General features: G+C 54.0%; 25 protein-coding genes and 1 pseudogene. 10 read left to right on the top strand and 16 right to left on the bottom strand.

The features are described 5' to 3' along the window. Nucleotides 1-44: 44 nt before the first annotated feature. Nucleotides 45-641, top strand: coding sequence for a DUF6962 family protein (locus LEPTO7104_RS0127615; protein WP_017301829.1), 597 nt, complete (start codon nt 45-47; stop codon nt 639-641). On the opposite strand, the gene LEPTO7104_RS0127610 is transcribed toward LEPTO7104_RS0127615, so the two are convergent. Next, nucleotides 638-1,615, bottom strand: coding sequence for an SDR family NAD(P)-dependent oxidoreductase (locus LEPTO7104_RS0127610; protein WP_017301828.1), 978 nt, complete (start codon nt 1,613-1,615; stop codon nt 638-640). The two genes, LEPTO7104_RS0127615 and LEPTO7104_RS0127610, sit on opposite strands and share 4 nt — an antisense overlap. Before the next feature lie 73 nt (nt 1,616-1,688). Here LEPTO7104_RS0127610 and LEPTO7104_RS0127605 point away from each other — a divergent pair, with 73 nt between their 5' ends. Then, a complete protein-coding gene (locus tag LEPTO7104_RS0127605) occupies nt 1,689-2,378 on the top strand; it encodes an SOS response-associated peptidase (RefSeq protein ID WP_017301827.1) in 690 nt (229 codons plus the stop codon). Nucleotides 2,379-2,468: 90 nt separating this feature from the next. On the opposite strand, the gene LEPTO7104_RS0127600 is transcribed toward LEPTO7104_RS0127605, so the two are convergent. Further along, nucleotides 2,469-2,678, bottom strand: coding sequence for a hypothetical protein (locus LEPTO7104_RS0127600; RefSeq protein WP_040697735.1), 210 nt, complete (start codon nt 2,676-2,678; stop codon nt 2,469-2,471). A 285-nt stretch (nt 2,679-2,963) separates the two neighbouring features. Between LEPTO7104_RS0127600 and LEPTO7104_RS0127595 the strand changes: the two genes are divergently transcribed. The 3 genes from LEPTO7104_RS0127595 to LEPTO7104_RS0127585 all read left to right on the top strand — a co-directional run bounded on the left by LEPTO7104_RS0127595 (nt 2,964) and on the right by LEPTO7104_RS0127585 (nt 5,067). Further along, the gene (locus LEPTO7104_RS0127595) at nt 2,964-3,287 is read left to right on the top strand and encodes a DUF4258 domain-containing protein (RefSeq protein WP_017301825.1); all 324 of its coding nucleotides are present in this window, start codon (nt 2,964-2,966) and stop codon (nt 3,285-3,287) included. After that, entirely contained in the window at nt 3,272-3,496 is a 225-nt protein-coding gene (locus LEPTO7104_RS0127590) for a DUF2283 domain-containing protein (protein WP_017301824.1), read from the top strand. The genes LEPTO7104_RS0127595 and LEPTO7104_RS0127590 overlap by 16 nt, the downstream gene beginning before the upstream one ends. A 458-nt stretch (nt 3,497-3,954) precedes the next feature. Then, a complete protein-coding gene (locus LEPTO7104_RS0127585; RefSeq protein WP_017297916.1) occupies nt 3,955-5,067 on the top strand; it encodes an IS630 family transposase in 1,113 nt (370 codons plus the stop codon). A gap of 93 nt (nt 5,068-5,160) precedes the next feature. Here the strand turns inward: LEPTO7104_RS0127585 and LEPTO7104_RS39515 are convergent, their stop codons facing one another. The 3 genes and pseudogenes from LEPTO7104_RS39515 to LEPTO7104_RS43815 all read right to left on the bottom strand — a co-directional run bounded on the left by LEPTO7104_RS39515 (nt 5,161) and on the right by LEPTO7104_RS43815 (nt 7,505). After that, nucleotides 5,161-6,084 carry a hypothetical protein gene (locus LEPTO7104_RS39515; protein WP_017301823.1) on the bottom strand — a complete coding sequence of 308 codons (924 nt, stop codon included), beginning with the start codon at nt 6,082-6,084 and terminating at the stop codon, nt 5,161-5,163. Further along, nucleotides 6,074-6,475 carry a hypothetical protein gene (locus LEPTO7104_RS40515; RefSeq protein WP_155523813.1) on the bottom strand — a complete coding sequence of 134 codons (402 nt, stop codon included), beginning with the start codon at nt 6,473-6,475 and terminating at the stop codon, nt 6,074-6,076. The genes LEPTO7104_RS39515 and LEPTO7104_RS40515 overlap by 11 nt, the downstream gene beginning before the upstream one ends. 782 nt (nt 6,476-7,257) lie before the next feature. After that, nucleotides 7,258-7,505: pseudogene (locus tag LEPTO7104_RS43815) on the bottom strand (DUF433 domain-containing protein). 98 nt (nt 7,506-7,603) lie between these two features. On the opposite strand from LEPTO7104_RS43815, the gene LEPTO7104_RS0127570 reads away from it, so the two are divergent. Both LEPTO7104_RS0127570 and LEPTO7104_RS0127565 read left to right on the top strand, forming a co-directional pair. Continuing rightward, nucleotides 7,604-7,882: a hypothetical protein gene (locus LEPTO7104_RS0127570; RefSeq protein ID WP_017301821.1), complete on the top strand. Its 279-nt coding sequence runs from the start codon at nt 7,604-7,606 to the stop codon at nt 7,880-7,882. A gap of 269 nt (nt 7,883-8,151) precedes the next feature. Continuing rightward, nucleotides 8,152-8,943 carry a GDSL-type esterase/lipase family protein gene (locus LEPTO7104_RS0127565; protein ID WP_155523812.1) on the top strand — a complete coding sequence of 264 codons (792 nt, stop codon included), beginning with the start codon at nt 8,152-8,154 and terminating at the stop codon, nt 8,941-8,943. 36 nt (nt 8,944-8,979) lie between these two features. Here the strand turns inward: LEPTO7104_RS0127565 and LEPTO7104_RS0127560 are convergent, their stop codons facing one another. From LEPTO7104_RS0127560 to LEPTO7104_RS0127545, 4 genes are all read right to left on the bottom strand, one after another. Beyond that, the gene (locus LEPTO7104_RS0127560) at nt 8,980-10,749 is read right to left on the bottom strand and encodes an ABC transporter ATP-binding protein (RefSeq protein ID WP_017301819.1); all 1,770 of its coding nucleotides are present in this window, start codon (nt 10,747-10,749) and stop codon (nt 8,980-8,982) included. Continuing rightward, nucleotides 10,750-11,142, bottom strand: a complete 393-nt coding sequence (gene tumE, locus LEPTO7104_RS0127555; RefSeq protein ID WP_017301818.1) for a toxin TumE — start codon at nt 11,140-11,142, stop codon at nt 10,750-10,752. Further along, complete coding sequence (tumA, locus tag LEPTO7104_RS0127550; RefSeq protein ID WP_017301817.1) at nt 11,132-11,362, bottom strand: antitoxin TumA; 231 nt, start codon at nt 11,360-11,362, stop codon at nt 11,132-11,134. The genes tumE and tumA overlap by 11 nt, the downstream gene beginning before the upstream one ends. Nucleotides 11,363-11,521: 159 nt before the next feature. Beyond that, on the bottom strand, nt 11,522-13,303 hold the full coding sequence (locus tag LEPTO7104_RS0127545; protein WP_017301816.1) for an ABC transporter ATP-binding protein: 1,782 nt from the start codon (nt 13,301-13,303) through the stop codon (nt 11,522-11,524). Between the two features lie 232 nt (nt 13,304-13,535). On the opposite strand from LEPTO7104_RS0127545, the gene LEPTO7104_RS42560 reads away from it, so the two are divergent. Next, nucleotides 13,536-13,661 carry a hypothetical protein gene (locus LEPTO7104_RS42560; protein ID WP_017301815.1) on the top strand — a complete coding sequence of 42 codons (126 nt, stop codon included), beginning with the start codon at nt 13,536-13,538 and terminating at the stop codon, nt 13,659-13,661. 81 nt (nt 13,662-13,742) lie between these two features. On the opposite strand, the gene LEPTO7104_RS35640 is transcribed toward LEPTO7104_RS42560, so the two are convergent. Further along, nucleotides 13,743-14,183 carry a hypothetical protein gene (locus tag LEPTO7104_RS35640; protein WP_017301814.1) on the bottom strand — a complete coding sequence of 147 codons (441 nt, stop codon included), beginning with the start codon at nt 14,181-14,183 and terminating at the stop codon, nt 13,743-13,745. A gap of 497 nt (nt 14,184-14,680) precedes the next feature. Here LEPTO7104_RS35640 and LEPTO7104_RS35635 point away from each other — a divergent pair, with 497 nt between their 5' ends. Together LEPTO7104_RS35635 and LEPTO7104_RS0127525 are read left to right on the top strand one after the other, a co-directional pair. Continuing rightward, a complete protein-coding gene (locus LEPTO7104_RS35635; RefSeq protein ID WP_017301813.1) occupies nt 14,681-15,859 on the top strand; it encodes an alpha/beta hydrolase in 1,179 nt (392 codons plus the stop codon). Nucleotides 15,860-16,398: 539 nt separating this feature from the next. Then, nucleotides 16,399-17,142, top strand: coding sequence for a phycobilisome rod-core linker polypeptide (locus LEPTO7104_RS0127525; RefSeq protein ID WP_017301812.1), 744 nt, complete (start codon nt 16,399-16,401; stop codon nt 17,140-17,142). Nucleotides 17,143-17,292: 150 nt separating this feature from the next. Here LEPTO7104_RS0127525 and LEPTO7104_RS0127520 read toward each other — a convergent pair whose 3' ends face one another. From LEPTO7104_RS0127520 to LEPTO7104_RS0127495, 6 genes are all read right to left on the bottom strand, one after another. Beyond that, the gene (locus LEPTO7104_RS0127520) at nt 17,293-18,489 is read right to left on the bottom strand and encodes a class I SAM-dependent methyltransferase (RefSeq protein WP_017301811.1); all 1,197 of its coding nucleotides are present in this window, start codon (nt 18,487-18,489) and stop codon (nt 17,293-17,295) included. Nucleotides 18,490-18,594: 105 nt separating this feature from the next. Next, nucleotides 18,595-20,637, bottom strand: a complete 2,043-nt coding sequence (locus LEPTO7104_RS0127515) for a thioredoxin domain-containing protein (RefSeq protein WP_017301810.1) — start codon at nt 20,635-20,637, stop codon at nt 18,595-18,597. Between the two features lie 94 nt (nt 20,638-20,731). Further along, complete coding sequence (locus LEPTO7104_RS0127510; RefSeq protein ID WP_155523811.1) at nt 20,732-20,953, bottom strand: hypothetical protein; 222 nt, start codon at nt 20,951-20,953, stop codon at nt 20,732-20,734. A gap of 17 nt (nt 20,954-20,970) precedes the next feature. After that, nucleotides 20,971-21,318 carry a DUF5615 family PIN-like protein gene (locus LEPTO7104_RS0127505; RefSeq protein WP_017301808.1) on the bottom strand — a complete coding sequence of 116 codons (348 nt, stop codon included), beginning with the start codon at nt 21,316-21,318 and terminating at the stop codon, nt 20,971-20,973. Then, nucleotides 21,315-21,596 carry a DUF433 domain-containing protein gene (locus tag LEPTO7104_RS0127500; protein WP_026073140.1) on the bottom strand — a complete coding sequence of 94 codons (282 nt, stop codon included), beginning with the start codon at nt 21,594-21,596 and terminating at the stop codon, nt 21,315-21,317. The genes LEPTO7104_RS0127505 and LEPTO7104_RS0127500 overlap by 4 nt, the downstream gene beginning before the upstream one ends. 179 nt (nt 21,597-21,775) lie before the next feature. Further along, nucleotides 21,776-23,182: a hypothetical protein gene (locus LEPTO7104_RS0127495; protein WP_026073139.1), complete on the bottom strand. Its 1,407-nt coding sequence runs from the start codon at nt 23,180-23,182 to the stop codon at nt 21,776-21,778. Nucleotides 23,183-23,190 lie beyond the last annotated feature (8 nt).

Genomic DNA, 23,190 nt, shown 5'->3' with positions numbered 1-23,190 from the left:
TCGCCCCCATCGCCCTGGGCCTACCCTACCCGTTTTCCCCCGGCATGGCAGAACCCCTGACAACCCTGACCGACTACGCGATCGCCCTAGAGTGCCTGGTGTTTGCGGGGCTGCTGCTGGGCCGGGCCGCCTGGCTGTGGGCGGCGGTCTTTATCAGCGTCAGCGGGGCGGCGGCCCTGGGCGGCACCTACCACGGGTTCGCAGAATTTCTCTCCTGGCCGCACCGCCTCTGGCTCTGGCAGGGCATTGGGCTGGGGCTGAGCCTGACCAGCTTTTTGGCCGTTGTGGCCGCCGCCAGCCCCCTGGGGCGGGGCCTGCGCCTGGGGCTGCTGAGCCTGGCGGCGGCCAAACTGGCGCTGGTGACGCTGCTGAGCACCAGCCTCTGGGCCTTTGCCCTGCGGGTGGCCGACTACCTGAGCGCTCTGGCGATCGTGCTGCTGGTGCAGCTGGGCCAAAGGCTAAGCCACCGCCACCCCAAGGCTCAGCCAGGCTGGCTGGCGGCGGGCATCGCCATCTCGGGGCTAGCGGCCTGCGTTCTTTTGCTTCCGCCTGAGGCATTCATCATCAGCCCCCTGGCGGGCTATCACCTGGTGCAAATGGTGGCTTTGTACTGCATTTACCGCAGCGTCAAAGGGAGTTAAGCCTTGGGAGACCCCAGCGGCCCCAGCAGCAAAAACGGCCAGGGCAGCTCTAGATCGGGCACCAGTTCGGCGTAGTCCCTCAGCCCCGGCACCGCTGAGGGCAGCACAAACCGCAGCGATCGCAGCGAGGCGGGCCGCTTGCCGTCGGCATCCACCACGCCGTACTGCCGGGCCAGCTCGGCCACAATTTGCACCTGCCCGGTGCGGCGCAGCAGCTGGGGATCGGCCGCTAGGGCGGCAATCACGCGGCCCGTCAGCAGGGGCGTTTCCCAGTTGTAGTTGGCTGCGATCGATGCGGCGGGACCATCGTTGACTGCGCTACCCCCCAGGCCCATGTCGGCGGCAAACTGGCTCATCAGCTCGGTGCCCACGATGCCGGGCCAGACGGAGAGCGAGGTGACCCGGTGCTTTTTTAGCTCGACGGCCATGTCGGCGGCCATGCGATCGCAGGCGGCCTTGCCCGCCCCGTAGGGCACCCCAAAAATGTACGACAGCCCGCCCCACGACGACAGCGTGCAGATTAGCCCCCGCTGGCGCGGCACCATCAGCCGGGCCGCATAGACGCTGGCCACGTAGTGGCTGCGCAGCCCGACGTTGTTGCAGGCATCCCAAAAGTCGGGGTCAGATTCCCAGAAGGGTTTGCCGTAGGCGGCTTTGAGGGCATGTACTCCGGCGTAGGCATTGTTGACCAGCAGGTCGAGCCGTCCGCCCTGCTCGCTCTCGATGCGATCGAACAGGGCGCGCACCTGGTCGTCGTCGCTGTGGTCAACCTGGGCGGGGATGGCGACTCCGCCCGCCCGAGTCACGGCCTCGGCGGTTTCTTCTAGCGACCCCACCGACTCGGCGGTGGCCGCCAGGGTGCGCCCGGTCAGGTAGACCGTGGCCCCGGCTTCCCCCAGGCCGATGGCGATGCCCTTGCCCAGGCCTCGGGTGGCTCCGGTGACCAGGGCAATGGTTCCCTCAAGTGGTTTCATCTCGGCTTTCCTGGGGCGCTTGCTACAATTTAGATGGTAATGGCAGGGTCAGGGCTTGGGGAGGAAAACGCCGATGTGTGGACGCTTTAGCCTCAATCAGACCGGCGAAGACCTGGCCGAGGCCTTTGATCTCAGGCCCGCGCCGCCTGTGGCCCCTCGCTACAACATTGCCCCCACGCAGCCCGTGGCGGCGGTGGTGGCCACCGCAGAAAACCCAGACCCGCACTTTCATTTTTTGCAGTGGGGCCTGATTCCGAGCTGGGCTAAGGACCCGGCGATCGGCAGCCGCATGATCAACGCTCGGGCCGAAACCGTGGCCGAAAAGCCCTCCTTTCGGGCGGCGTTTAAGCGGCGGCGGTGCCTGATTTTGGCCGATGGTTTTTATGAGTGGCAGCGGACGGGCGATCGCAAGCCCAAACAGCCCCACTACATTTTTTTGAAGGAGCATCAGCCCTTTGCCTTTGCCGGGCTGTGGGAGCACTGGAGCGACCCGGTGGGCGGCGGCGAGCTAGAAACCTGCACCATTTTGACCACCGACCCCAACTCGCTGATGGAGCCAATTCACAACCGCATGCCCGTGATTTTGCCCGCCGCAGACTACGCCGCCTGGCTCGACCCCGACTTCGCCCAGCCCCAGGCGCTCCAGGCCATGCTGCGCCCCTACGAGGCCGAGGCGATGGAGCGCTACCCGGTTTCAACGGTGGTGAACAAGCCCCAGAATGATTCTCCAGACTGCATTGAACCCCTCGATCAGCAGCCTTAGTTTCTGTGGGCCTGTTGGGTTCCACTTCGTTTCATCCAACCTACTTCTAAAAACCCCCCAGGGAGTGAATCCCTAGGGGTTTTGCATGGGCTAGTCTGCTGCGGGGGCGTATCGCCGGGTGTGTATCGAGATATACTCGCCTTCTCTGCCAGTGGGTATTAGCTTGGTCCAGCGATCGGGGTCGGCGTAGCCAATTGCCCCGAGTTGATGGATCGTGTCTCGTACGGCTGAATAGTCGCCCAGGGCAATTAGGCGCAATACTTCTTGCTGCCGCGTGGGCAGTTTGAATTCATAGGTCATGGTGTTCACCTTTAGGGTCAGGAAAACGGGGAACTCATCTAGCACTCCGTAAAGGTGCGAAACCGATTGTCTAGATCTCCTAAAATGAGTCCAGTCATTTCAGCTTACCCGGATAAGCGGAATGATCAGGGGTTTGGGAGAGTTAGTGGCTCTCTCATTCCCCGCCTAGCCTCATTCCCCGCGTTGCATATATTACTTGATGCGATCGGTGATTTCAACCGTATGGCCCACCCTACAGTGCTAGACGGAGCTTGCCCCGTCAGGCCGGGAAGTAAGGATTAGACCATGAGAGACAACTGGTCTGTGTTAATTGACTATCAAGATAGACAGGTTCGCCTAACCAACGAGCGATTGGAGCATATCTTGGCCCATCCTGAAATGGCGGGGATGGAAACTCTGATCGCAGAAACCTTGCGGTACCCGCAACTTGTGCGCCAATCTCGTAGTGACAAAACCGCAGAGCTGTACTACCGCTTCTATACTCAAACTACAATTGGCGACAAGTGGCTATGCGTGGTGGTCAAGTACCTGCAAGGTGATGCTTTTATCGTGACGGCTTACTTTACCGATAAACCTAAACGAGGGAACACTCTATGGCAAAGCACGTGAAGGTGTGGTTTGACCGGGAAGCCGATTTTTTAGAGGTCACGTTTTCTGATGCACCTGGGTATATGAGAGAAACCGCCAATGATGCGGTTATGGAGCGGATCGACCAAGATGGCAATCTGCTGGGGTTTTCGATTTTGGCGGTGAGCCAGTTGGCCCAGTCAACACCGCTAGTAGCCGAACTCTTGGCAGGCACCGAAGACGCCGCTTAGCCTTAGCCCTCTTACCTTGGTGGTGCAGAAAACTCCTGAAACCCTTATGAATAAAGGATTCTTACTGAGACAACAGATTTGGGATTTCTAAGGGATTGAACGAAGGCAGTGGGTTTCAGCCGCTATTTTGGCCGTCTGGGTCGTCCATCATGAGACTCAAAAAAGTTTTCTGCACCACTAAGGCCCTCTTACTCAGGCGTCAAGTAGGGTGGGCACTGCCCACCACCCCATCTATTAACCCACCACCAACCCCTCCCCCTCAAACTTGTCGGGCATTTCAGCCTCAACGATGGCTGCCGCCTGGCGCAGGCGCTTTACGTTGTCGGGTTTTGCAAAGATGGGTCTGCGGTTGGAGGTGACCAGGGTGAAAAAGATTGCCCCGCCGGGAGCGTAGGCTCGTTGATAAGCTGTTAAGCATCTAAACTACATATCAGGGAGTGTATTTTGGTGAGTTATACATGCCAATCAAGAATTACCTAACGGCCGAAGAGAAACAGGAATTGCAGAAGCAGCTTAAATTTCATGAGCATCCCGACGTTCGTGAGCGTATTCTAATTCTGCTATTGCGAAATGATGGCAGAAAACAGCAAGAGATTGCAGACTTTCTAGGTTGCTCCTTAAGGAAAGTAGCCTATTGGTGTGCCCACGGAAATCCAAGTGACTTAGCCAGTTTAACCGATGAACGAATGCATGGGAATTATCATAAGGCCACCGATCAATATGTCAACTTATTATTGGATGTCATTGAGAAAGAGCCTCAAGAATTGGGGTACGAATTTGGTCGATGGACGGCGGCTCGGCTCGCCACATATTTAGAACAAGAAACCGGGATTCAGCTAAGTGGGAGTCAAGTGAGGAGGATTCTCAAGTCAAAAAAGTACGTTTACCTCTGGGCCAAATATAGCTTAGAGGAGAAGCAAGATCCAGAGAAGCGAAAACTCTTCAAGGCAAAACTGGAGGAGTATTTAAGAATTACTAAAGAATCCCCAGAGAAGCTCCAGGTCTGGTTTTGGGATGAATGTGGCTTTAGTTTGAGAGTGACACGTCGAAAGGATTGGGTCAAGAAAGGGACGCGCAAGAAGGTTTCTGGAATTCGACGGAAAGGACGTATCAATGTGATGGGAGGAATCCGCTATTCGGACAAGAAGCGGTTGGTGGACTTTCTCCCCAAAGGAACCGGTGAAAATTTTTATAAGGTTCTCAAGAACTTTTACGAGGAGGTTATTTATGACTGGGCTGGCGAGGATAGGAGCGTGAGCGAATTTGAGAAAGACGGGCCTAAGGTTGTGATTATTTTAGACAATGCGAGTATTCACAAAAAGGAGGAATTTACAGAGAAGATAAAGTTAGAGATGCCAAATTTAGTTTTGGAGTTTTTACCTGAGTATAGCCCGGACTACAATCTGGTCGAATTGGTTTGGCATTCAGCAAAAGAGTTCATCTCAAATCGTTTATTTAAGTCTATTGAAGATCTCGAGGCTCTTATCAATAAGCTTCTCAATGAAGGAGAACTGGCCATAAATTGGCATCGGAAGGTGAAAAACAAGGGAAGTGCTATTGATGCAATTTAGATGCGCAACAGCTTAACCGGGCATTTGGAAGTAGGGAGGGGAGTTTAAGGTAACGTTCGCGATTGGCTGTTAATAGCTGGGTGGAAAGGTGAGTTAATATCTAAGTTCTGTAATTGAACGCCCCAGTTCATTAGTCCAGAAAGCATCTTGTATGGAATCTAGATACCTGTTTTTAATAGCTCTTCCCCTATATTTTCGGCCAATATAATTTTTAAAGTCCATTAAATAGCCATTCGAATCAACTCTTTTTTCCTTTAAAAGCTCAAATAGGTTCAAGTCAATTAAGCCAAGAACCTGCTCTAATTCTTCAACTGAAATAACATGCCAAGAGTAACTACTGGGAACACTAGAGAGCACTTCTAAAGTAAAATCTCTCAAAATAGAATTAAAGAAGTAACTTGAATCGTATACAACAATCAGTCTTTCAACAATTTCACAATCCTTGATAAAATCGATATTTTCATATCTCCCATTACGAATATTGTCTTCAAAATTCCACAACTGTTTGACAGCCGAGGCAATAGTTTTCTTGATGTCGCTCTTAACATCTTCTATATTGCCTAAACTCTTTGCACGTAAGTATAATCCAGATTGTTTCACTTCTACAAGTATAGCTTTGCCTTCTGCACAAACAATCCAATCAGGAGTCTTGTTGTTTGGTTTTGCATACACCCACTCCTTTATTATTTGCGCATAGTCTATAGTTTCCCTTAAAAGTTCGCCTACATACTCCTGAAACACGTATCCAAAAGATTCGCGAAATTTATTGTTCCGACCATTACCTTTATGATAGTCTGCCAAATCAAAGTATATTCCCCGAGAAACACGTTCATATAACAGCCTTGGTATTGGGACGATATAAGTTTCCGTGCCTGTTTGAATTAGTTTTTTGTCGGAAACTAAGACAGGAAACTTCCTTAAAGGATTGAACTGATATTTATCGTAAAAATGATTTATGGCAAGCTCGTCATCTTTTCTAAAAAATCCATAACCCCTGGAGACCCAATCAATAATCAATAAATATCTTTTGTTTTAAGGGGCTCAAAGCATTGATAATTTTTGAGTTTTCTTTATCGGTTTTGGTTGCTTCTTGGAGATCAACTCGCCGAAAATAACCTTTTTGAGAACTTAAAGCAAAGAAGTAGCTCAAGAATAAAGATTCTTCAATTCTTAATCCAGTTATCTCCTTGATGCAGCTTTCAATATTCAATTGATTGTGGTCAAATTCATTCCATAATTTTTTGTAAATCACTAATGCTCTAGATAGAGAGTTCCTTCTTTCTCTATCAAAATCCAGTTGGCTATTTCCTAGACGGACGTTAAATTCATCAAATTTATAATCCTGATAAACTGGATCTTCCAAGTTGAAATACATTTCGCAAGCAAAAGCAAGATCAATGTCTGTCATTACCTTGCTTTTATAATCGTTTGATGACTTAATGAACTGAATAGAAATATATGCCAAGATGTACTCGGCGACAGGTTTTTTATTGATTGTTCCAAAGGTCCGAGAGTCTTTAAAGAGATTATATGATGTTGTCCCTATTAAACTAAGAGCTTTATTGAGCTGGAAATTTTTCAGAAATTTCCTCAGATCCTCATCTGAAAATCTCTTATTCAAGCTATTTGAATAATGAACGAGATTAAGGCCTGCCACTTCAGGAGATATGTGATTTTCCATCTGATCTTAAGGTAATGCTACATGATAAGTGCGATTGAAAATCTTTTGCGAGTCGGGGTGTGTGCGTAAAATCCAGCACATAGCAGAAGCTTTTACTCTGTACCAATCTTCTCCAGCAAACTAATCTGATCTTAATTCCACAATCTTCAAGCCATCCTCTATGCTCAACAGAGCAGCGATGGAAGATTGAATAGGACTAATCTTTCAGAGCGTGCACCAATTCGCGACCAACTAGATTTTAATGGATGTAGCTAGTAGGGTGGGCAATGCCCACTACCCCATTACTCACCCACCACCAACCCCTCCCCCTCAAACTCAACTACTGTCTCCTTCCCTTTGCACTTGCATCCCCAATCTTCCTCATAAAAACCCTCCCTGACAAACCGCCGAAAACTTGAAAACTCCTATTGATAGGGCACTGCATCAAACCATGCTTCATCTGGTTGTCGTGCAGGTTATTCACTTTGCAAAACGACAACTCCCGTGTTCTCATCAACCAAAAAGCGCAACTAAGCAATCTCCTTCTCTAGAGGCATAAAACTTGCGCTTTCTAAAAACCGTGAGGCAAACAGAAGACAGGCCAGAATATCCTCTTTAACTAAGCCTTCGTATTCTTCTAGAATTTCAGCTATCGTCGCCCCATGGCCAGAAGATTCAGAATATATTCAGCCGTAAGGCGAGTACCTTGAATCACAGGTTTGCCAACCATAATTTTTGGATCGGTGGCAATTCGGTCTAAAAGCTCATTATCAGTCATCGTCGCTAGCGCTGTAGTGGATGAGATTGATTAACATTTTAGCTAGTAGGGTAGACAATGGGGGATAACTCCTAGGAGGAGCTGCCAGCATAGACCCTATGAGCATTCTCCTTCCCCCTCAGCTACAAACCTTCCCGGACTCCCTCCCCGTCGAGGGAGCCGTAAACATTGTGGTAGAAGAAGGCATTCCTATCTTTCGGGCTTCTCAAATCGTTCAGAAGCGCATAGAAGCTTTAATTGATAAGCAAGCAGATGACGGTCTCAGTTTAGAAGAAGTCGTCGAACTAGATCGCTATGAAGATATCGACGACTATCTGAGCTTCGTGAACCGCGCCATTCGCAACCTCTACCTTAACCAGCCACAGCCTACCGATTAACAAAACGGTGGGTCGCCATCCCCCTGCTGAAGATCCTGTGCAAAGCCGATAAAAGTCGTTTATCAGCCAGTCTTACAACGAATTCGTGCCGATCGCGCTCCCTCCCCACATCACCGCCGCGCCACGCTATGTCGAAGGTGGAGAGTGCCCAGTAGCATCAAACCCCTCAATGCGGCCTGAGATAGCCACGGCAAACCTGTTCCAACCTAACAGCCGATTGCTATAGTTACGGTGCTTTGAGCGCATTGGCTACAGGATGGCAACCCACCATGCGGCGTTTGGCACCGTCGATTTTTTTAAGCCTTTTGGGCGTGGCGATCGCCGCCCCAGGCCACAGCGCCAACACCCCCAACCTGGGTGCGCTCCGCCCCCACACGGGCGGCCAGCTCTACGTACAGCGCGTCGCTACCCTCCAGGCGGGGCAGCTCTACAGCCGCATTGCGCCCGGCACCTTCGCGGCCCAGTGGCAGGCCCCCTGGCAGCAGCCCACCCACGAGCAGTGGCAGAGTTTGCTGGCCCACGAGGCGACCACCATGGCGGCCAGCCAGGGACAAAGCCCGCTGGCGGTGGTGGTGGGCGATTCGCTCTGTCTGTGGCTGCCCCAGGAGCAGCTGCCGCGCGATCGCCTCTGGCTCAACCAGAGCATTTCTGGCGAAACCACCGCCCACATGGTGCGGCGGATTACCTTCTTTGCCAGCGCACGGCCCAGCGTGGTCTACGTCATGGCGGGCGTCAACGACCTGAAGACCGGGGTTGCCCCTGATGTCACGGTGTCGAATATGGAGCTGATTGTGCAGCGGCTCAGGGTTCAGCATCCCCAGGCGCGGATTGTGGTGCTGTCTATTTTGCCGACCCGGTTATCCAATTTGCCCCAGCCAGCGGTGGGCCAGCTCAATCAACAGATCGCGATCGCGGTGCAGCGGCGGGGGGCAACCTTCGTCGATCTCCAGCCCGCCTTTAAAGATAGCCAGGGGCTGCTGCGAGCGGAGCTGACCACTGACGGACTGCATCTCAACGAGCAGGGGTATGGGTTGCTGACGGCCTATCTGGGCCGGATCTGAGGGCAATTTTGGATTTGGGTACGGGGTGGGCGATCGCTAATCTGCGCCCAGCTGGAGGCTGTACAGGTTGGCGTAGATGCCCTGGCGATCGATCAGCTCGGCGTGGGTGCCCTGCTCTACAATGTCGCCCTGCTGAATCACCAGCACCTGGTCGGCCTGGGTAACGGTGCTAAGGCGGTGGGCAATCACAAAGCTGGTGCGGTTTTGCAGCAGGGTGGCGATCGCGTCCTGCACCAGCGCCTCGGTGCGGGTGTCAATGCTGCTGGTGGCCTCATCGAGCACCAAAATGCGCGGGTTGATCAGCACCGCGCGGGCAATGCTGACCAGCTGCCGCTGCCCCTGGGAAAGCGGGGCGCCCCGCTCGCCCAGGCGGGTGCTGTAGCCCTGGGGCAGCGACCTGACAAACTCGTGCACATTGGCCGCCTGGGCCGCCGCCTCAATCTCGGCCTGGCTGGCGTTGGGGGAACCAAAGGCAATGTTTTCGGCCACGGTGCCGGTAAACAGCAAATTGTCTTGCAGCACAATGCCGATCTGGCGGCGCAGGCTGGCCTGCGTGACATCGCGCACATCGATGCCGTCGATCTTGACCGCTCCCTCCGACACGTCATAAAACCGCATGATCAGGTTGATAATCGTGCTTTTGCCCGCCCCGGTTGGCCCCACCAGGGCAATCATCTGCCCCGGCTGGGCGCAGAGGTTGACATCCTTGAGCACCCGCTGGTTGGGGGTGTAGCCAAACCCCACCGACTCAAACCGCACCTCGCCGCGAATGGGCGGCATCTCGGTGGCATTGGGGGCATCTTGCAGGGTGACCGGCTCATCGAGCAGAAAGAAGATGCGATCGAGTCCCGCCAGGGCCGACTGGGCCTGGGTATAAAACTGGCTGAGAATTTGAATCGGGCGAAAGAACTGCTGCACGTAGAGCAAAAACGCCGTCACCGTGCCCACCGTCATTACCCCGGTGACGGCCAGATAGCCGCCGTAGGCCATTACCCCAGCCGTGGCCAGGGTGTTGAGAAAGTCGATGGAGGGCAAAAACGCCGCCGTCACCGCCACCGCCTGCACGTTGGCCTTGCGGTTGGCGGCGTTGAGGCTGTCGAACTCTTCAATGTTGAGCTGGGTGCGGTTAAAGGCCTGGGCCTCTTTCACGCTGCCGATGTCTTCTTCCAGCTTGGCCGACAGGTCGCCAATGGTTTGCCGGGTGACCCGAAACCTGCCCCTGGCCCAGCGGGAGAAAAACCCGGTGGTGAAAATCATCAGCGGCACCACCAGATTGCTCAGCAGCCCCAGCTGCAAATTGATCGACAGCATGGCGATGATGATGGCCACCAGGCTAAGGGTCTGGCCCAGCACCTGGGGAATGGTGAGGCCAAAGGCCTGATTCACGGTGTTCACGTCGTTGAGCAGGCGGCTCATCAGGTCGCCCGCCTCGCTGCGGTCAAAAAAGCTGACGGGCAGGCTCTGCACTTTGTCAAAAATATCCTGCCGCAGCTGCCCCAGCAGCCGCTGCACAATCGAGCCCATGCGCAAAATCTGGCCCCGAATGGCCCAGACGCCCACGAGGTAAATGGCCGTTAGCGCCGCCAGCATTTTTGCCAGGCCCGGCAGGTTGCCCGCCAAAATCAGGTTGTCGATCGACCAGCCAATCAGCAGCGGCCCGATCGCCTGGGTAGTCGCCCCGATCGCCACCAGCAGCAGCGCCACGGGCAGATCCTGGCGGTAGGGCGCAAAGTACTGCAAAAAGCGCCCCACGGTGGAGAGCTTGGGCTTGGGTTCTGCGATCGAGTCAGTTGCAGCGGTAGTCATCTAGTTTTGGGCCTCAACAAAAGTACTAGCCTCCTGGAGCACTTGAACAAGGTCAGGTTTATTTGCAGAGATAACAGTATCGGGGAGATGTTTGTGGTGGGGAAAGGTGGGCAGTTCAGGAAAGTGAGGAGTGCTGTCGTAGCGAAAGATTAGCTGATTTTTCTCGTCTTGGAGGTGATAGCGATAGTCAATCTGTGTAATGCGACCATTCACAACCTGTAGGGCTTCGCTGATAGCTAGCAGGTATCTACCTTTGAACCGTAACCGCAGTTTGAGGTTGCCTCGTTCTGCCGTCAGAATGGTGGCATTGAACTGCTCAACATATAGGTTAGGCAACGTGAAGAACTGCTGCTCAATGCCGTCAAAATAGTTTAGTAGAGCACTACGCGACATTTTGCAGCCTGTCTGCGAGTTCTTGATGCAGGGCCAAGTAGTGCTGGTAGTTGCCAGCCCACTCAACAAAGTCTTCTGCGTCAGAGGTTTCGCCCTGACTGTACTTGGTGAAGAATTCAGCAGAATCCATTTGGTACTGAATTTCGTACGTGTTTAGCTGCTTGGCTAGGGCAATCAATGCATCTAGGGGAGACGTATATTCGGTAATTTGTTTACGCATAAGTAATCCTTGAAATCAAATACTTTCACCGCTTTATCTAATACTCACCACCGTAAACAATACCTTGTGATTAGGGTATTTATTTGGGCATGCCGCATCGTCCAATTGTAAAGTTGTATAGAAGGTTCCGAAGTTTTCTGGGCTGACTGCCCTGAAAAATTAAGTCAGCACCGGAGTGGCACCGACCTGTGACTCTAAAATCACCCCGTAGAGCGGGCTGGTGGCCATCAGGTGCTCGTGGGTGCCCTGGGCCACCAGGCGGCCCTTATCCATCAGCAAAATGCGATCGGCGGTGCGCACGGTGCTGATCCGCTGGGCGACGACAAAGGCGGTGCAGGTGCGGCGGCGCATCAGGTCGTCGAGGGCAGCCTGAATTTGGGCGGCGGTCTGGGCATCCACGGCGGAGGTGCTGTCGTCGAGGATCAAAATGCTGTAGTTGGTCAGCAGGGTGCGGGCGATCGCAATTCGCTGCTTTTGCCCCCCCGAGAGGCCCACCCCGCGCTCGCCCACCACGGTGTCGTAGCCGTCGGGCAAATCTGCCACAAAGTCGTGAATTTGAGCCGCTTTGGCCGCTGTAATCACCTCATCCAGGGTGGCCTCGGGCTTGGCGTAGGTAATATTCGAGAAAATGGTGCCCGAAAACAGGGTGGTCTCCTGGAACACGGTGCTGATGTGCGATCGCAGGCTTTCTAAGGTAAAGTCGCGCACATCGCGCCCGTCGATGCGCACGGCCCCGCTGGTGACATCGTAAAAGCGGGGAATCAGGTTGGTGACGGTGCTTTTGCCCGAGCCGGTCATGCCCAAAATAGCGATCAGCTCGTTGGGCTTGGTCTCAAAGGAAATCTCGCACAGGGCCGGGCTGGTCGCCCCCGGATAGCGAAACGACACATGCTCAAAGGTGATGCGTCCGCCGCAGGTGGCAAAGGGAACGGCGTTGGGGCGATCGCGGATTTCAATGGCGGCATCGACCACCTCGTAGACCCGCTCCGCCGACGAGGCCGCCTGGGCGATCGCCGGGGCGGCAAAGCCAATCAGCAAAATCGGCTGCAAAATCAGCAGCAGGTAGGCGTTAAAGGCCACCAGCTGCCCCACCGAAAAGCGATCGTCAATCACCGCTACTCCGCCGTAGCCCACCACCGCCACAATCACCAGGTTGCTGACCAGGAAAATAAACGGAAACGTGTTGCGAATCGCCAAAATGGTCTTCATGTTGGCGGCAATCAGGCCGTTGTTGAGCTGGGTGTAGCGATCGGTTTCGACCTCCTCCCGCACAAAGGCTTTTACCACCCGCACCCCCAGCAAGTTTTCCTGTAGCACCGCATTCAGGTCGCTGAGCTGCTCCTGCACCTGGCGAAACAGCAGGTTGTTGCGGCTAAAAAACCGCGCCATCAGCCATCCGGCGGCGGGCACCACCGTCAGGCTAATCAGCGCCAGCCGCCAGTTCATCGCCAGCAAAATGATGGCGATCGCCACCAGCGTCACCACCCCACTAATCACCTGAATCAGGCTGGTGCTGAGAAACGTGCGAATTTGCTCAATATCGCTGGTGACGCGGGTGAGCAGCTGGGAGGTCTGGGCCTGGTCGTGGTAGCTAAAGCTGAGGGTTTGGATCTTGCTAAAAATGCGGTTGCGCAGATCGTAGACCACGCTCTGGGATAGCGCCTCGGCGCAAAAGCTCTGGCCAAAGTTAAACAGCCCCCGGGCCAGGGCCGCCGCCACCAGCCCCGCCCCGCTCTGCAGCACGATGGTCAAATTATTTTCGGCAATGCCCTGGTCGATGGCCCAGCGAAACAGCTGCGGCGTAACCGCATAGGCAGCTACTAGCAGCAGGGCACTGCCCAACGCGCCCAGGGCCAGCCAGGGGTAAACCCTCAAGCTCCCCAACACCCGCTGGAGCTGCCGCAGCGAAGACCCGTCTTGAGGCCCAGAAACCTGCACCAATCCCCTACTCCTACAGCGTCTGCATCATTCTAGACGGTGCGCTCAGAATTCTCTGGCGAAATTCTTGCGGCAGGGTAGCGAATTCTACAGGCGAGGCCAGCGGCCCTGGTATAGATCCGCCCCACAGAGCGGCTGCTAAAATCCGTGCCGCTGCCGAATTGACACAGCCTTGGCACAGCTTAGCCACTCACAGTTCCTACTGTGAGGGTTTAAGAAATATAAGGTATTCGCCATGGCGACGCTATCGGTTCCGGCGGGGGTGCTAGTGCTGGCCCTCCTGCTCCTGGCCAGTATGGGTATATTGGCCTGGCTGTTTCCTTCCACAGCCCCGAGCACCCGCAAGAAAAAGAAACGGTAAACGCCGCGATTTTCCAAAAGCCCGCCAGCCCAGAGCTGAAGGCAAAACAATTCGCCTGGCCCTTCCGCAGGGCGACGACCATCAGGTGCCCGGAGCCTGAACGGTTATGCGCTGGGTTATAGCTGCCCTGACATTGCCTGGAGCATAGGCCATCAAGATATAGTTGCCCGGATCGAGATCGCTAACAATTGAATCTGTTCCACCAGCGGGCAGGGGATTGCTGAGTAAACTTCCCGACAGGGCAACCGTTTTGCCAGAAAAGTCAATTTTGCCCGCTTTGATAGGAATCTGGTCAGCGGATAAATCGGTTTTCAGCAGGATTAAATTTAGCGATCTGCCGCTGTCATTGCGAATATCCAGGCTGACAATGCCCGCATCGGCCTTGTCGTAGCTGGTCGTAATTTTGTCGTCGGCAATGCGCACATCAATAATATTGGACAGCTCCGACAGTCCTGAGGCGTGTTTTTGCCCAGTTGTTGTCTCCGAAACCGCTGTGGCCTTCTCGCCAGTCTGCCCAGACAACTGGTTCCGCAGGGCAGCTTCCCCAGCCGGATTTGTGATCGATATTCCGTCGGAATGTGAACCAGCGCTGCAACCAGCGTAAAAGACCATTGAACCGGCTAAAAGAGCAGTGGCTAGCTGAAATTTCATGTCGGCTTCCTGGAATGAACACATACTTGCCGAAGTATAGAAAGGGCATGTGTCAAACCAGTGTCAAACCTACCGCCAACAGGGTTACAGTCTCTTGCAGGCAGGCGGTGCAGGCGATGGTGCCGGGGGCTATGGTCTATAGATGGGCAATAGCAGGCCACCCGTCGCTGAAGGGGCAACCACCAATCGACTGGCCTCAGCACCGGAAGGGCCGATCGCCTTTGGGGATTAGGGCCTAATTTTGCCTGGCGACAATCTCCGATGGCGCTGGCGGGTGAGCCAGGGTTTACAGCAGTCGGAAGTGGTACAATCCGCCAGGTTCGATCCGCCAGGTTCGATCCGCCAAAGTACAGCCCAGGGGCACAGCTATGACCTATATTCGCTACTTTGCCACCAACCGCGATCGCGACAATTTGGCCCGCGATGTCTCCCTCAAAGACCGCAAAAATATGCAGAGCGGGGGCTACAACTGGATCGATGCCAGACGGTACATGGCCTACTATCTGGCCGAAACCAATGCCCAACAAATGCCCAAAGAATCGCTAATAATTAATTCTGAAGAGACGGTATTTCAAGCATTTTTGTCTAAGCCCTCGATCAGGCGAATTATTATTGGCATCCACGGCTTTAACGTGCCGCTCCACGGGGCACTGACCTCGTTTTCCATCCTGGCCGACACCATTCGCGACCTCGATGCATTCAAGCCCCCTGAAAACCGCTTAAATTTAATTGTCGATCCGCTCCTGCCCGAAGAGCAGTATCGACTCAACACTGAGGACAATCTAACGGCTGTGGTGGGCTTTTCCTGGCCCGCCAACGGCAGCGTTTTGGCCTACAATTCTGACCGCACCGAGGCGGTTAGCTCCGGCCCGGCCCTGGCCAATATGATCAGCATCATCCACAAATTTAACCCGGCGGCGGAGATTTTTGTAATCGCCCACAGCATGGGTAATTTTCTCGCCTGCAACATGCTCAAGCAGCTCGTTGACCGGGAGTATGTACCCTACGACTACGACAAGTACGATCAGGGACAACTGTCTCTGCGAGGCCAGAATAGCGGTTCTGACAAATTCTTTATCGATGGCTACTTCATGCTGGCCCCGGATGTGGAGCGTCGCCACGTGACCAAGTGCTATAGAAGCGGCGAACCCACCTACCAGCGCGAGCAGTATTCGGCCCAAAAAGAGAACGAAATGGAAGACGTCTACTACCTGGGGCCATTTTTTGAAGGGCTGCTGCACCTGGTGGGCGGGGTATATCTCTTCTACTCACGCCACGACGAGGCCCTCAAAGCTTCTAAGGTAGAAAAAGAGCTGAGGGAGCGGGCCGACGACCTCAAAGAATTAATCGTGGGGCGCAACATAAATAATCTCTACGAGGACAGTCTGGGACTCAACCCGGCCCCGCCCCCGGCCCCGCCCAACATGTATTCGTTCAATGCCTCAACCTTGAGCAATATGCAAATTGACCACGGCAACTACTTTGATACCCAGGGCATTGCCGAAAAAATAGCCCGCGAAATCATAAGCTACAAAAGCGATGGCTAAACCGCCGGGTTGAGGCCGCCCATGGAGATCACGCCCTAGCGCCAAAACTGAATTTGATCGATGGACGGTCTGCCTATGGGCGAATAGCGCTGAGTTAAGGCCGACAGACACCGCCCGCCCTGGGGCAAACCAGGGTTTTTGGCGATCGCGAACCGATTGCTTCAGAGACATTCGTCCTGCGGTGGCCTGAGCAATCTGGCCGATCGCGTCAGGCCTGGGTGCCGCTGCGAATGCCCTCAGACTAAACCTTTCACACACTTTCACACAGATGGCGGGGCGATAATTAATTTCCTATAAAAGATTAATCGATCCGCTCTCGATAGTTTGAAGAAACATGTCTGTTTGTTACTCTCCCTGTCGAAATAAGAATGCCTGATCCCCACTTCTTCTAGGCTAAACCTTAGCCATTATTGCGCTGATTTAACTATCGGCTAGGGGTGTATTTGGCTCCGAAAATAGTGGTGAAGGCTGCCATCTGCCTACAGTTTCTGTATGTCGGAAAAGCAGATTTTTATTTCGTAAGTGGAGGAAAACTAGCCGTGAATTTGCCGCTATTAGCCTATGAGCCCAGCAGCCAGAACCAGCGCGTGGAGGGCTACGAGGTGCCGGGAGACGAGCATTCTGGGATTTTTACCCTAGATAAAACCTTCTCCACTGTGGATATGGATGCGCTGATTTCGGCGGCGTATCGGCAGATATTTCATGAACAGCAAATGCTGAAGAGCAATCGCCAAACGCTGCTGGAGTCGCAACTGCGGGGCGGTTTGATTTCGGTGAAAGATTTTGTGCGCGGACTGGCGATCTCCGATGCGTTTCGCACCTGGAACTATGAGGTAAACAACAACTATCGCTTTGTCGAACTGTGCGTGCAGCGGCTGCTGGGGCGCAATGTTTACGATGATAAGGAAACCCTGGCCTGGTCAATTGTGCTGGCAACAAAGGGGGTAGAAGGGCTGGTGGATGCCCTGCTGGAGAGCGAGGAATACAGGACAGGTTTTGGCGATCGCACGGTGCCTTACCAGCGGCGGCGGGTGCTGCCCCAGCGATCGCAGGGCGACATTCCCTTTGAGCGGATGCCCCGCTACACCCACGACCACCTGACAACGCTGGAGGCCCTGGGCTACGACTTCTCGCGCGATCGCCGTCTGAACCAGGGCGACTGGATGGAGACTCCGGATGAGGTCCGCAAGGCGGCTGGAGCGGTGACGGCTGGACTAGCCGTTTTCCTCGGCCTAGTGGCGGCAGCGGTGGTGCTGTCGTGGTTCGGCTGGCTTTCGCTCTAGCTGGCGGCGGGGCAGCGCCCGCAGAAATTCTGCTCTATTGCGGCTGTAAAGTTCGCCTGTGACTTGGCCCTCCGGCACTGCCGGAGGGCTTTTTTTACATGTTTTGAGTAGAGCTGCGGGGCGGCGATCGCTGTGCCCTGGAGCACCGCCCTAGATCAGCGGCGGCACCGTGAGTCCTTTCAGGACCTTAGCCGGGGCCGACAGCCCTTTGCCCTGCACCAGCACTAAAAAATTTCCCAACCCCATGGGATTGATGAGCTGGTGCAGGTGGTCGCGGCGCTGAATGGCGAGGCTGACGGTGGCCGGGTCGCTGGCCTGAATTTGGCCGAGGGCGGCAATGCGATCGCCCAACCCCAGGGACATCAGAAACATCCCCTGCTGGGTCGCGCCCAGGGTCTCTAAACCGCAGCGATCGCCCTGGCGCTCTAGGGCCGTGAAATTGACGTGGGCGGTGATGTCTTGGTGGCCCAGGTGGCTGTAGGGATTGTCGTGGTGGGCGTGCTGATAGTAGCACTGGAGCGTGCCCTGGGCGCGGGCGCGGCTGTAGTAGCGGCTGGCGGGATAGCCGTAGTCGACGGTGAGGACGTAGCCCCGATTGAGCTTGGCGGCCACGGTTTTCATCCAGTCCAGCGCCGCCAGGTGGACTTCGGTGCGATAGCCCGGGGCGTACTGGGGGTCGGCCAAGTCGATGCCAACGAAGGCAAAGTAGTCGGCGAGGCGAGGGGTGGAGGGCACATCCACTAGTTCTTGCACAGATTCTTGTCCAGATCCGCCAGCGGTGTCGGAGAGCGTGACGTAGACCTCTTGCAGCCCCGCTTCGGCCATCACCACCTGATGCACGGGCAGGGCGTCGACCAGCTCGTTAGAGAACAGGCAGCCGGTAACGCTATTGTCAGGCAACGCCTCTAGCTCTACCCAGGCGACCTTGTCGGCCCAGGGGGCGAGGCGCTGCTTCTGAGCCGTTTTCAGCAGCGCAGACTTCTCCACAATTTGATAGCTCAGGGCCGCAAAGCACTGGGGATAGTGGTTTTGCAGGGCACCCAAGGCATCGGCGGCAATTAAGCCCTGACCAGCGCCCATTTCGATCAGCGAGAAACGCTCTGGGCCGTCCAGATGCTCCCACATTTCGGCAAACTGGGCGGCCAGTAGTTCGCCAAAGTCGTGGCCCAGGTGAGCGGAGGTGACATAGTCGCCCTCAAACCCGAGGATGGCGTCTTTGCTGGTGTAGTAGCCGCCCTGGGGATGGTAAAGGGCCAGCTCCATGAATTCGGCAAAGGGGATGCGGCCCTGGGGTGACTGGCGGATGCGATCGCGTAAGGCCTCGAATAGAGCTGGATTGTGGGGCATGGGCGGGGGGCGGGGGAGATGGGGAAGATGGGGAGATGGGGGGAGGGGGGGGAGGCGCAATGGGCTTTTGTGTGGCTGGAGGTACTGATGGCAGGGGTATATGGCTTATCCTTTGAGCTGCTGCCGCAGTTTGTCGAGGGAGTCTGCCACGGCCAGGCACTTGGTGCCGCGACAGACCATGCCAACGGCCTGGGGGGGCAAGTCGTGGCCGACTCTGAAGACGGTCGTGGGCCAGTATTCTGTTGCCAGCTCAGGGACGATTGCGGCCTGGGCCTTGACCACGGTGCCGTGGAGAAACCAGTTGAGACCGCCCAGCAGGCTGGGGCAGGCGCGGGGCATGTCTTCCATCACGGTGCCAAAGGCGTGCAGGGCGCAATCGGCGCGATTCAGGTAGTCCAGATTGTCGGTGAGCAGCGATAGACGGACGAGGTTGGCGACGGCTACCCCATTGGCCGCTGGGGTGGCGCTGTCTTGGTAAGGTCGTTCCTGCACCAGCAGCGCCCGATCGGCGGGGGCGCTGAGGTAGCCGCCCGGCGCAGCACTCCACAGCTGCTGATCAAACTCCTGCTGGGTAGACATGGCCAGCGTCAGCCAGTCAGTTTCTGCCGGGGAGTTGGCCAGAGCCAGACTGGCCTGGTGCAGGTCGAGGAACGCCTTAATTAAAAGGGCGTAGTCTTCGGCTTGGGCCTCGACCTGAGGGCTGCCGTCGTAGCCGAGGCGATATAGATGACGGCCAATCCACTGGTGCTGGCGAATATGCTCAGCCGCCGTCGCTGCGGTGGCAAAATAATCGGGGTTTTGCAACACCATGGCCGCTTTGGCCAGGCCAGAGATCATCAGACTGTTCCAGGCCACAATTAGCTTGGTGTCGGTCACTGGGGGAATACGGCCCGGCCAGGGCTGAGTTTTGGCTGCCTGATTGGTGGTGGCGGGAGGGAAGGTGGCCAGATCTGCCGCCGGAGCGCCATAGCGCAGGGTAAACAGTTTATCCAGCGCGGACTCCACGGCGGCTGAGAGGGGGCCAAGGGAGGTTCGTTGCAGCACGATCTGCTGTTCAAAGTTGCCCTCGGGGGCGATCGCAAAGGCCTTGGCCAACGCCTCCAGTTGCTCAGCAGTCAGCGCAGATTCCAGCACCGGGTAAGGCCAGGCGTAGAAGGCGCCTTCTTCGGGTTCGGCGTCGTGGCGAGTGGCAAAACTGTCAGCATCCTGGGCGGCGTAGAAGTAGCCGTCAGGGGAGGTCATCTCGCGGCGTAGCCAGGTGTGGGTCAGCGCGATCGCCCGCTCAAAGGCCGGTTCTCGTTCTCCGCTGGCCCACAGGTCGGCCAGATACTCCACAATCAGCCCGTTGTCGTAGAGCATTTTTTCAAAGTGGGGCACCGTCCAGTTGGGGTCTACGGTGTAGCGGTGGAAGCCGCCGCCGACATGGTCGTAAATGCCGCCCAGGGCCAGATTGCGCCCCCGCTGGCCGCAGATATGGGCCACATCTAGTTCCAGATCAAACCACAGCCCGCCCAGCGCGGCTGTCGCGTGGGGAATCATCGGGAAGCAGGTGCCTTGCCCGCTCGGAATCAGGATTTTGGCATTCGTCGTCAGCCCCGGTTGCAGCAATTCTGCCAGAGGCATCCCCTCGGTGACTGGCAACTGCGCCCCCTGCTGCAGGCTGCCCAGCACCGCATCGGTGACTTCCGTTAGTCGGGCTTTTTCGGTGTCGTAAAACTGGCGCAGGGCCGTAAGCACCTGCAAGAAACCGGGCCGTCCGTACTTCGGCTCCACCGGAAAGTAGGTGCCGCCATAAAAGGGCACCCGCGTTTCTGGGTGCAGCACCACGTTGAGCGGCCAGCCCCCCTGCCCGGTGAGCATTTGCAGCGCCTGCATATAAATGCTGTCGATGTCGGGTCGCTCTTCGCGATCGACCTTGATGGCGATGAAGTTGGCGTTCATGTAGGCGGCGATCGCCCCATCCGAAAACGCCTCGCCCTCCATCACTGTGCACCAGTGGCAGCTGGAGTAGCCAATCGAGAGAAAAATCGGCTTGTCGTCCTGTCTGGCCTGCGCGAGGGCCTCATCGCACCAGGGCCACCAGGCGATCGGGTTTTCGGCATGCTTACGCAGATACAAACTGGGCGAATCTGCCAGGCGATTAGTCATAGGAGCGAGGCGGGTGAGGGCATGAACACCCTACCACTACTGAACGTATGGTTGGCTGTACTTCCTGCTCTTCCGACAGCAGGGCGGTTTCATTCTAATCCGGCTGCTCCTCAGTAAATTGGTCGATCGCATCCACCATCCCTTCGGAGTAAGACTCTAGGACAGTGGCACACCTGTGGAGGTCAGCCAGGGCTTGGCTGAAGGTTTCTTCGTCTGCATCGGGGGTTTCAAGGGTTTGAATGGCTGCGATCGCCTTCTCAAGCTGCGGCCGATATTCTGCTAAGTAGCGTTTGAGGCGCGTCAGTGATGATTGCAAAGTATCCTTAGCCACATTCAAATATATCGAACTTGATTTTGCATCTCATCTGCCGTGACCTGATTAAGGATTATAAGGAGCCGTTGGGCAATAACTTGAGGTGGATGACGCACTGCATAAATAACACCATAGTGCATGTTCTCAGCAGTAAAATAGTCTTGAACGAGAGCTTCAAAATCTGTTCTATTGTGGGTTACTAGTGCTCTACTTTGGCTGACTGCATAGGCTAATTGTTCTTCATCTGAGTTCTGAAGTTTTCCTGCATCTCGCGCAGTCACTACGTCAAACCCTCGTGCGTGGAGCAAATCAGCTACCAAGACGTGAACATCTTCATCCAGGTACAGACGTATGAAAAGGTTATTCACAGGTCTCTAACCAATGGGTCGATCAACTCATCGGGAATACGATTTTTTTCGATATAGCCATTGATTTCGTCTTGGTGATCGCTGTAGTAGGTCAAGGCTCCAAAAACTTGCCCTAAAGTTAGATGAGGCAATCCTTGGGGGATCTCTTCTGGGGCAACCCCCATCCGCCAGGTTTCTACAATAGCTCTGACAGGAGTACGTGTGCCTTGAATAATCGGCTCTCCGTTGAGAATGCTGTCATCTCGTACTATGTAGAGATATTCGGTTGCTTGTACCATACTCACTCCCTGGAATCAAACTGAATTCAAGACTTAGCGAAGCCTTCCAATGTGTTGGGTTCCACTCGGTTTCACCCAACCTACTTACTAATTCGCTCGCCTCTATTTCACCCAACCTACCTACTCTAAAGACTTATCAAGAAAACAATGTCTAGATTCTTTAGGAAACTTTAGAATTTCTATTGCAAGAATTGAGGATATTCATCATCATGATGGACTCTAACCTTTAAATCCTGATCAAGTTTTAAATCTTGTCTTATTTTCTTGACTTGAAATTCATCTTGTTCCGTCCAGTCTGTTACGTCAACATGAATAAGATCCTCAGATCGGCCTTCCACACCTAAAAACATATTTTCGGTAGCTATACCTATTACATGTTGAATTTCTGGGAAACGTGACTTTGCAACTAAGCATCTTGAGTAGAGAGCTTCTTTTCTTACAACCCGGTATTCTTCATAAATCATGGTTTGAGAGTACGAGCATACCAAAAAGACGTATATAGTGTCATGACTTGTTAGGGATGGTACATATCGAACTGTCACGGTGTTATCCATCGGTGCAGTCGAAATAAGTTCGAATAAAAGTTTAGAAAGAAACCTTCTATGGAAGCGAGACTCCCTTGCCAAGAGGCGTATCAATATTTCTTGTTCAGCCAAAGTGTCTTGACCTAAAAAAAATAAGCTCTCTTGTAATGCATGGTGACTTAATCTCTCAATCAATGCATCCCATTGATAGCTAATAGAGTCCATTTCTAATTTAATCTGATAGTCAGGACTATGGTTGAATCTTGGCCAGCACTCATCACTTAATATAAGATTCTGCATCGCTCCTTCAGGCTCATGCATTATTGCGAAGTCACGCTTATCCTCAATCGTTATAAATTGATGATAGTAAGCTAATAAATCCAGTTCACTTGGAGATGAGATTCTACGGCCCGATCTAAATAAGAGTTCTTTCTTTTCTAAATATGATATGAAGTCTGGTGCCGTATCAAGCACGCTTAAGGTCATATCCAATGAGATATCATCCAAAATATGAATGAAAGTCTTATCTCTATCTAAATCTCCAATGCAAAAAGGAGTTTCCTCAAAGTTAATCTCCTTGTTTTCCTGGAGAGAAGGTACTTCGATATTCAAACTTCCATTCCCACCAATTTCTCTCTTGCTACGGTTAGAACTATTGTGAGCTACAGCAATTAAATGAAAATTTAACTTTTCAGGTAAATAAATGGGAAAAGGTTGACTACATTTTTTGTCTAGAAATAGTTTGTTTGGGCGACTTCTTATCCATTTCTCGGCACCTCTAAGTTGCTTGACAGATTTTTGGATAGATTTCTTAAACCATCTTTTCCAATCAGTCAAAAGAGTTCCACTTTCTGGGAATTTACAGTCTTTATCAGAAAAAATTAGTATTTTATTCTCGAAGACAACCAACAGGTCGCAGACCTCTTCTCCCTGGCCTCGCCTGTCTAAACCTTCATCACTATAAACTCCTGAATATCCCCATAAAGACAGAAAGGTTCGATCACAGAGAGACTTCAAGTATCTTTCAGATTTATTGCTACCTTCGAAGCGTTTGATAGGCATTTTCTTTC

It is taken from the genome of Nodosilinea nodulosa PCC 7104, from assembly GCF_000309385.1.
In the GTDB taxonomy this organism is placed as follows: domain Bacteria; phylum Cyanobacteriota; class Cyanobacteriia; order Phormidesmidales; family Phormidesmidaceae; genus Nodosilinea; species Nodosilinea nodulosa.
This window is presented reverse-complemented; position numbering and strand designations above follow the sequence as displayed.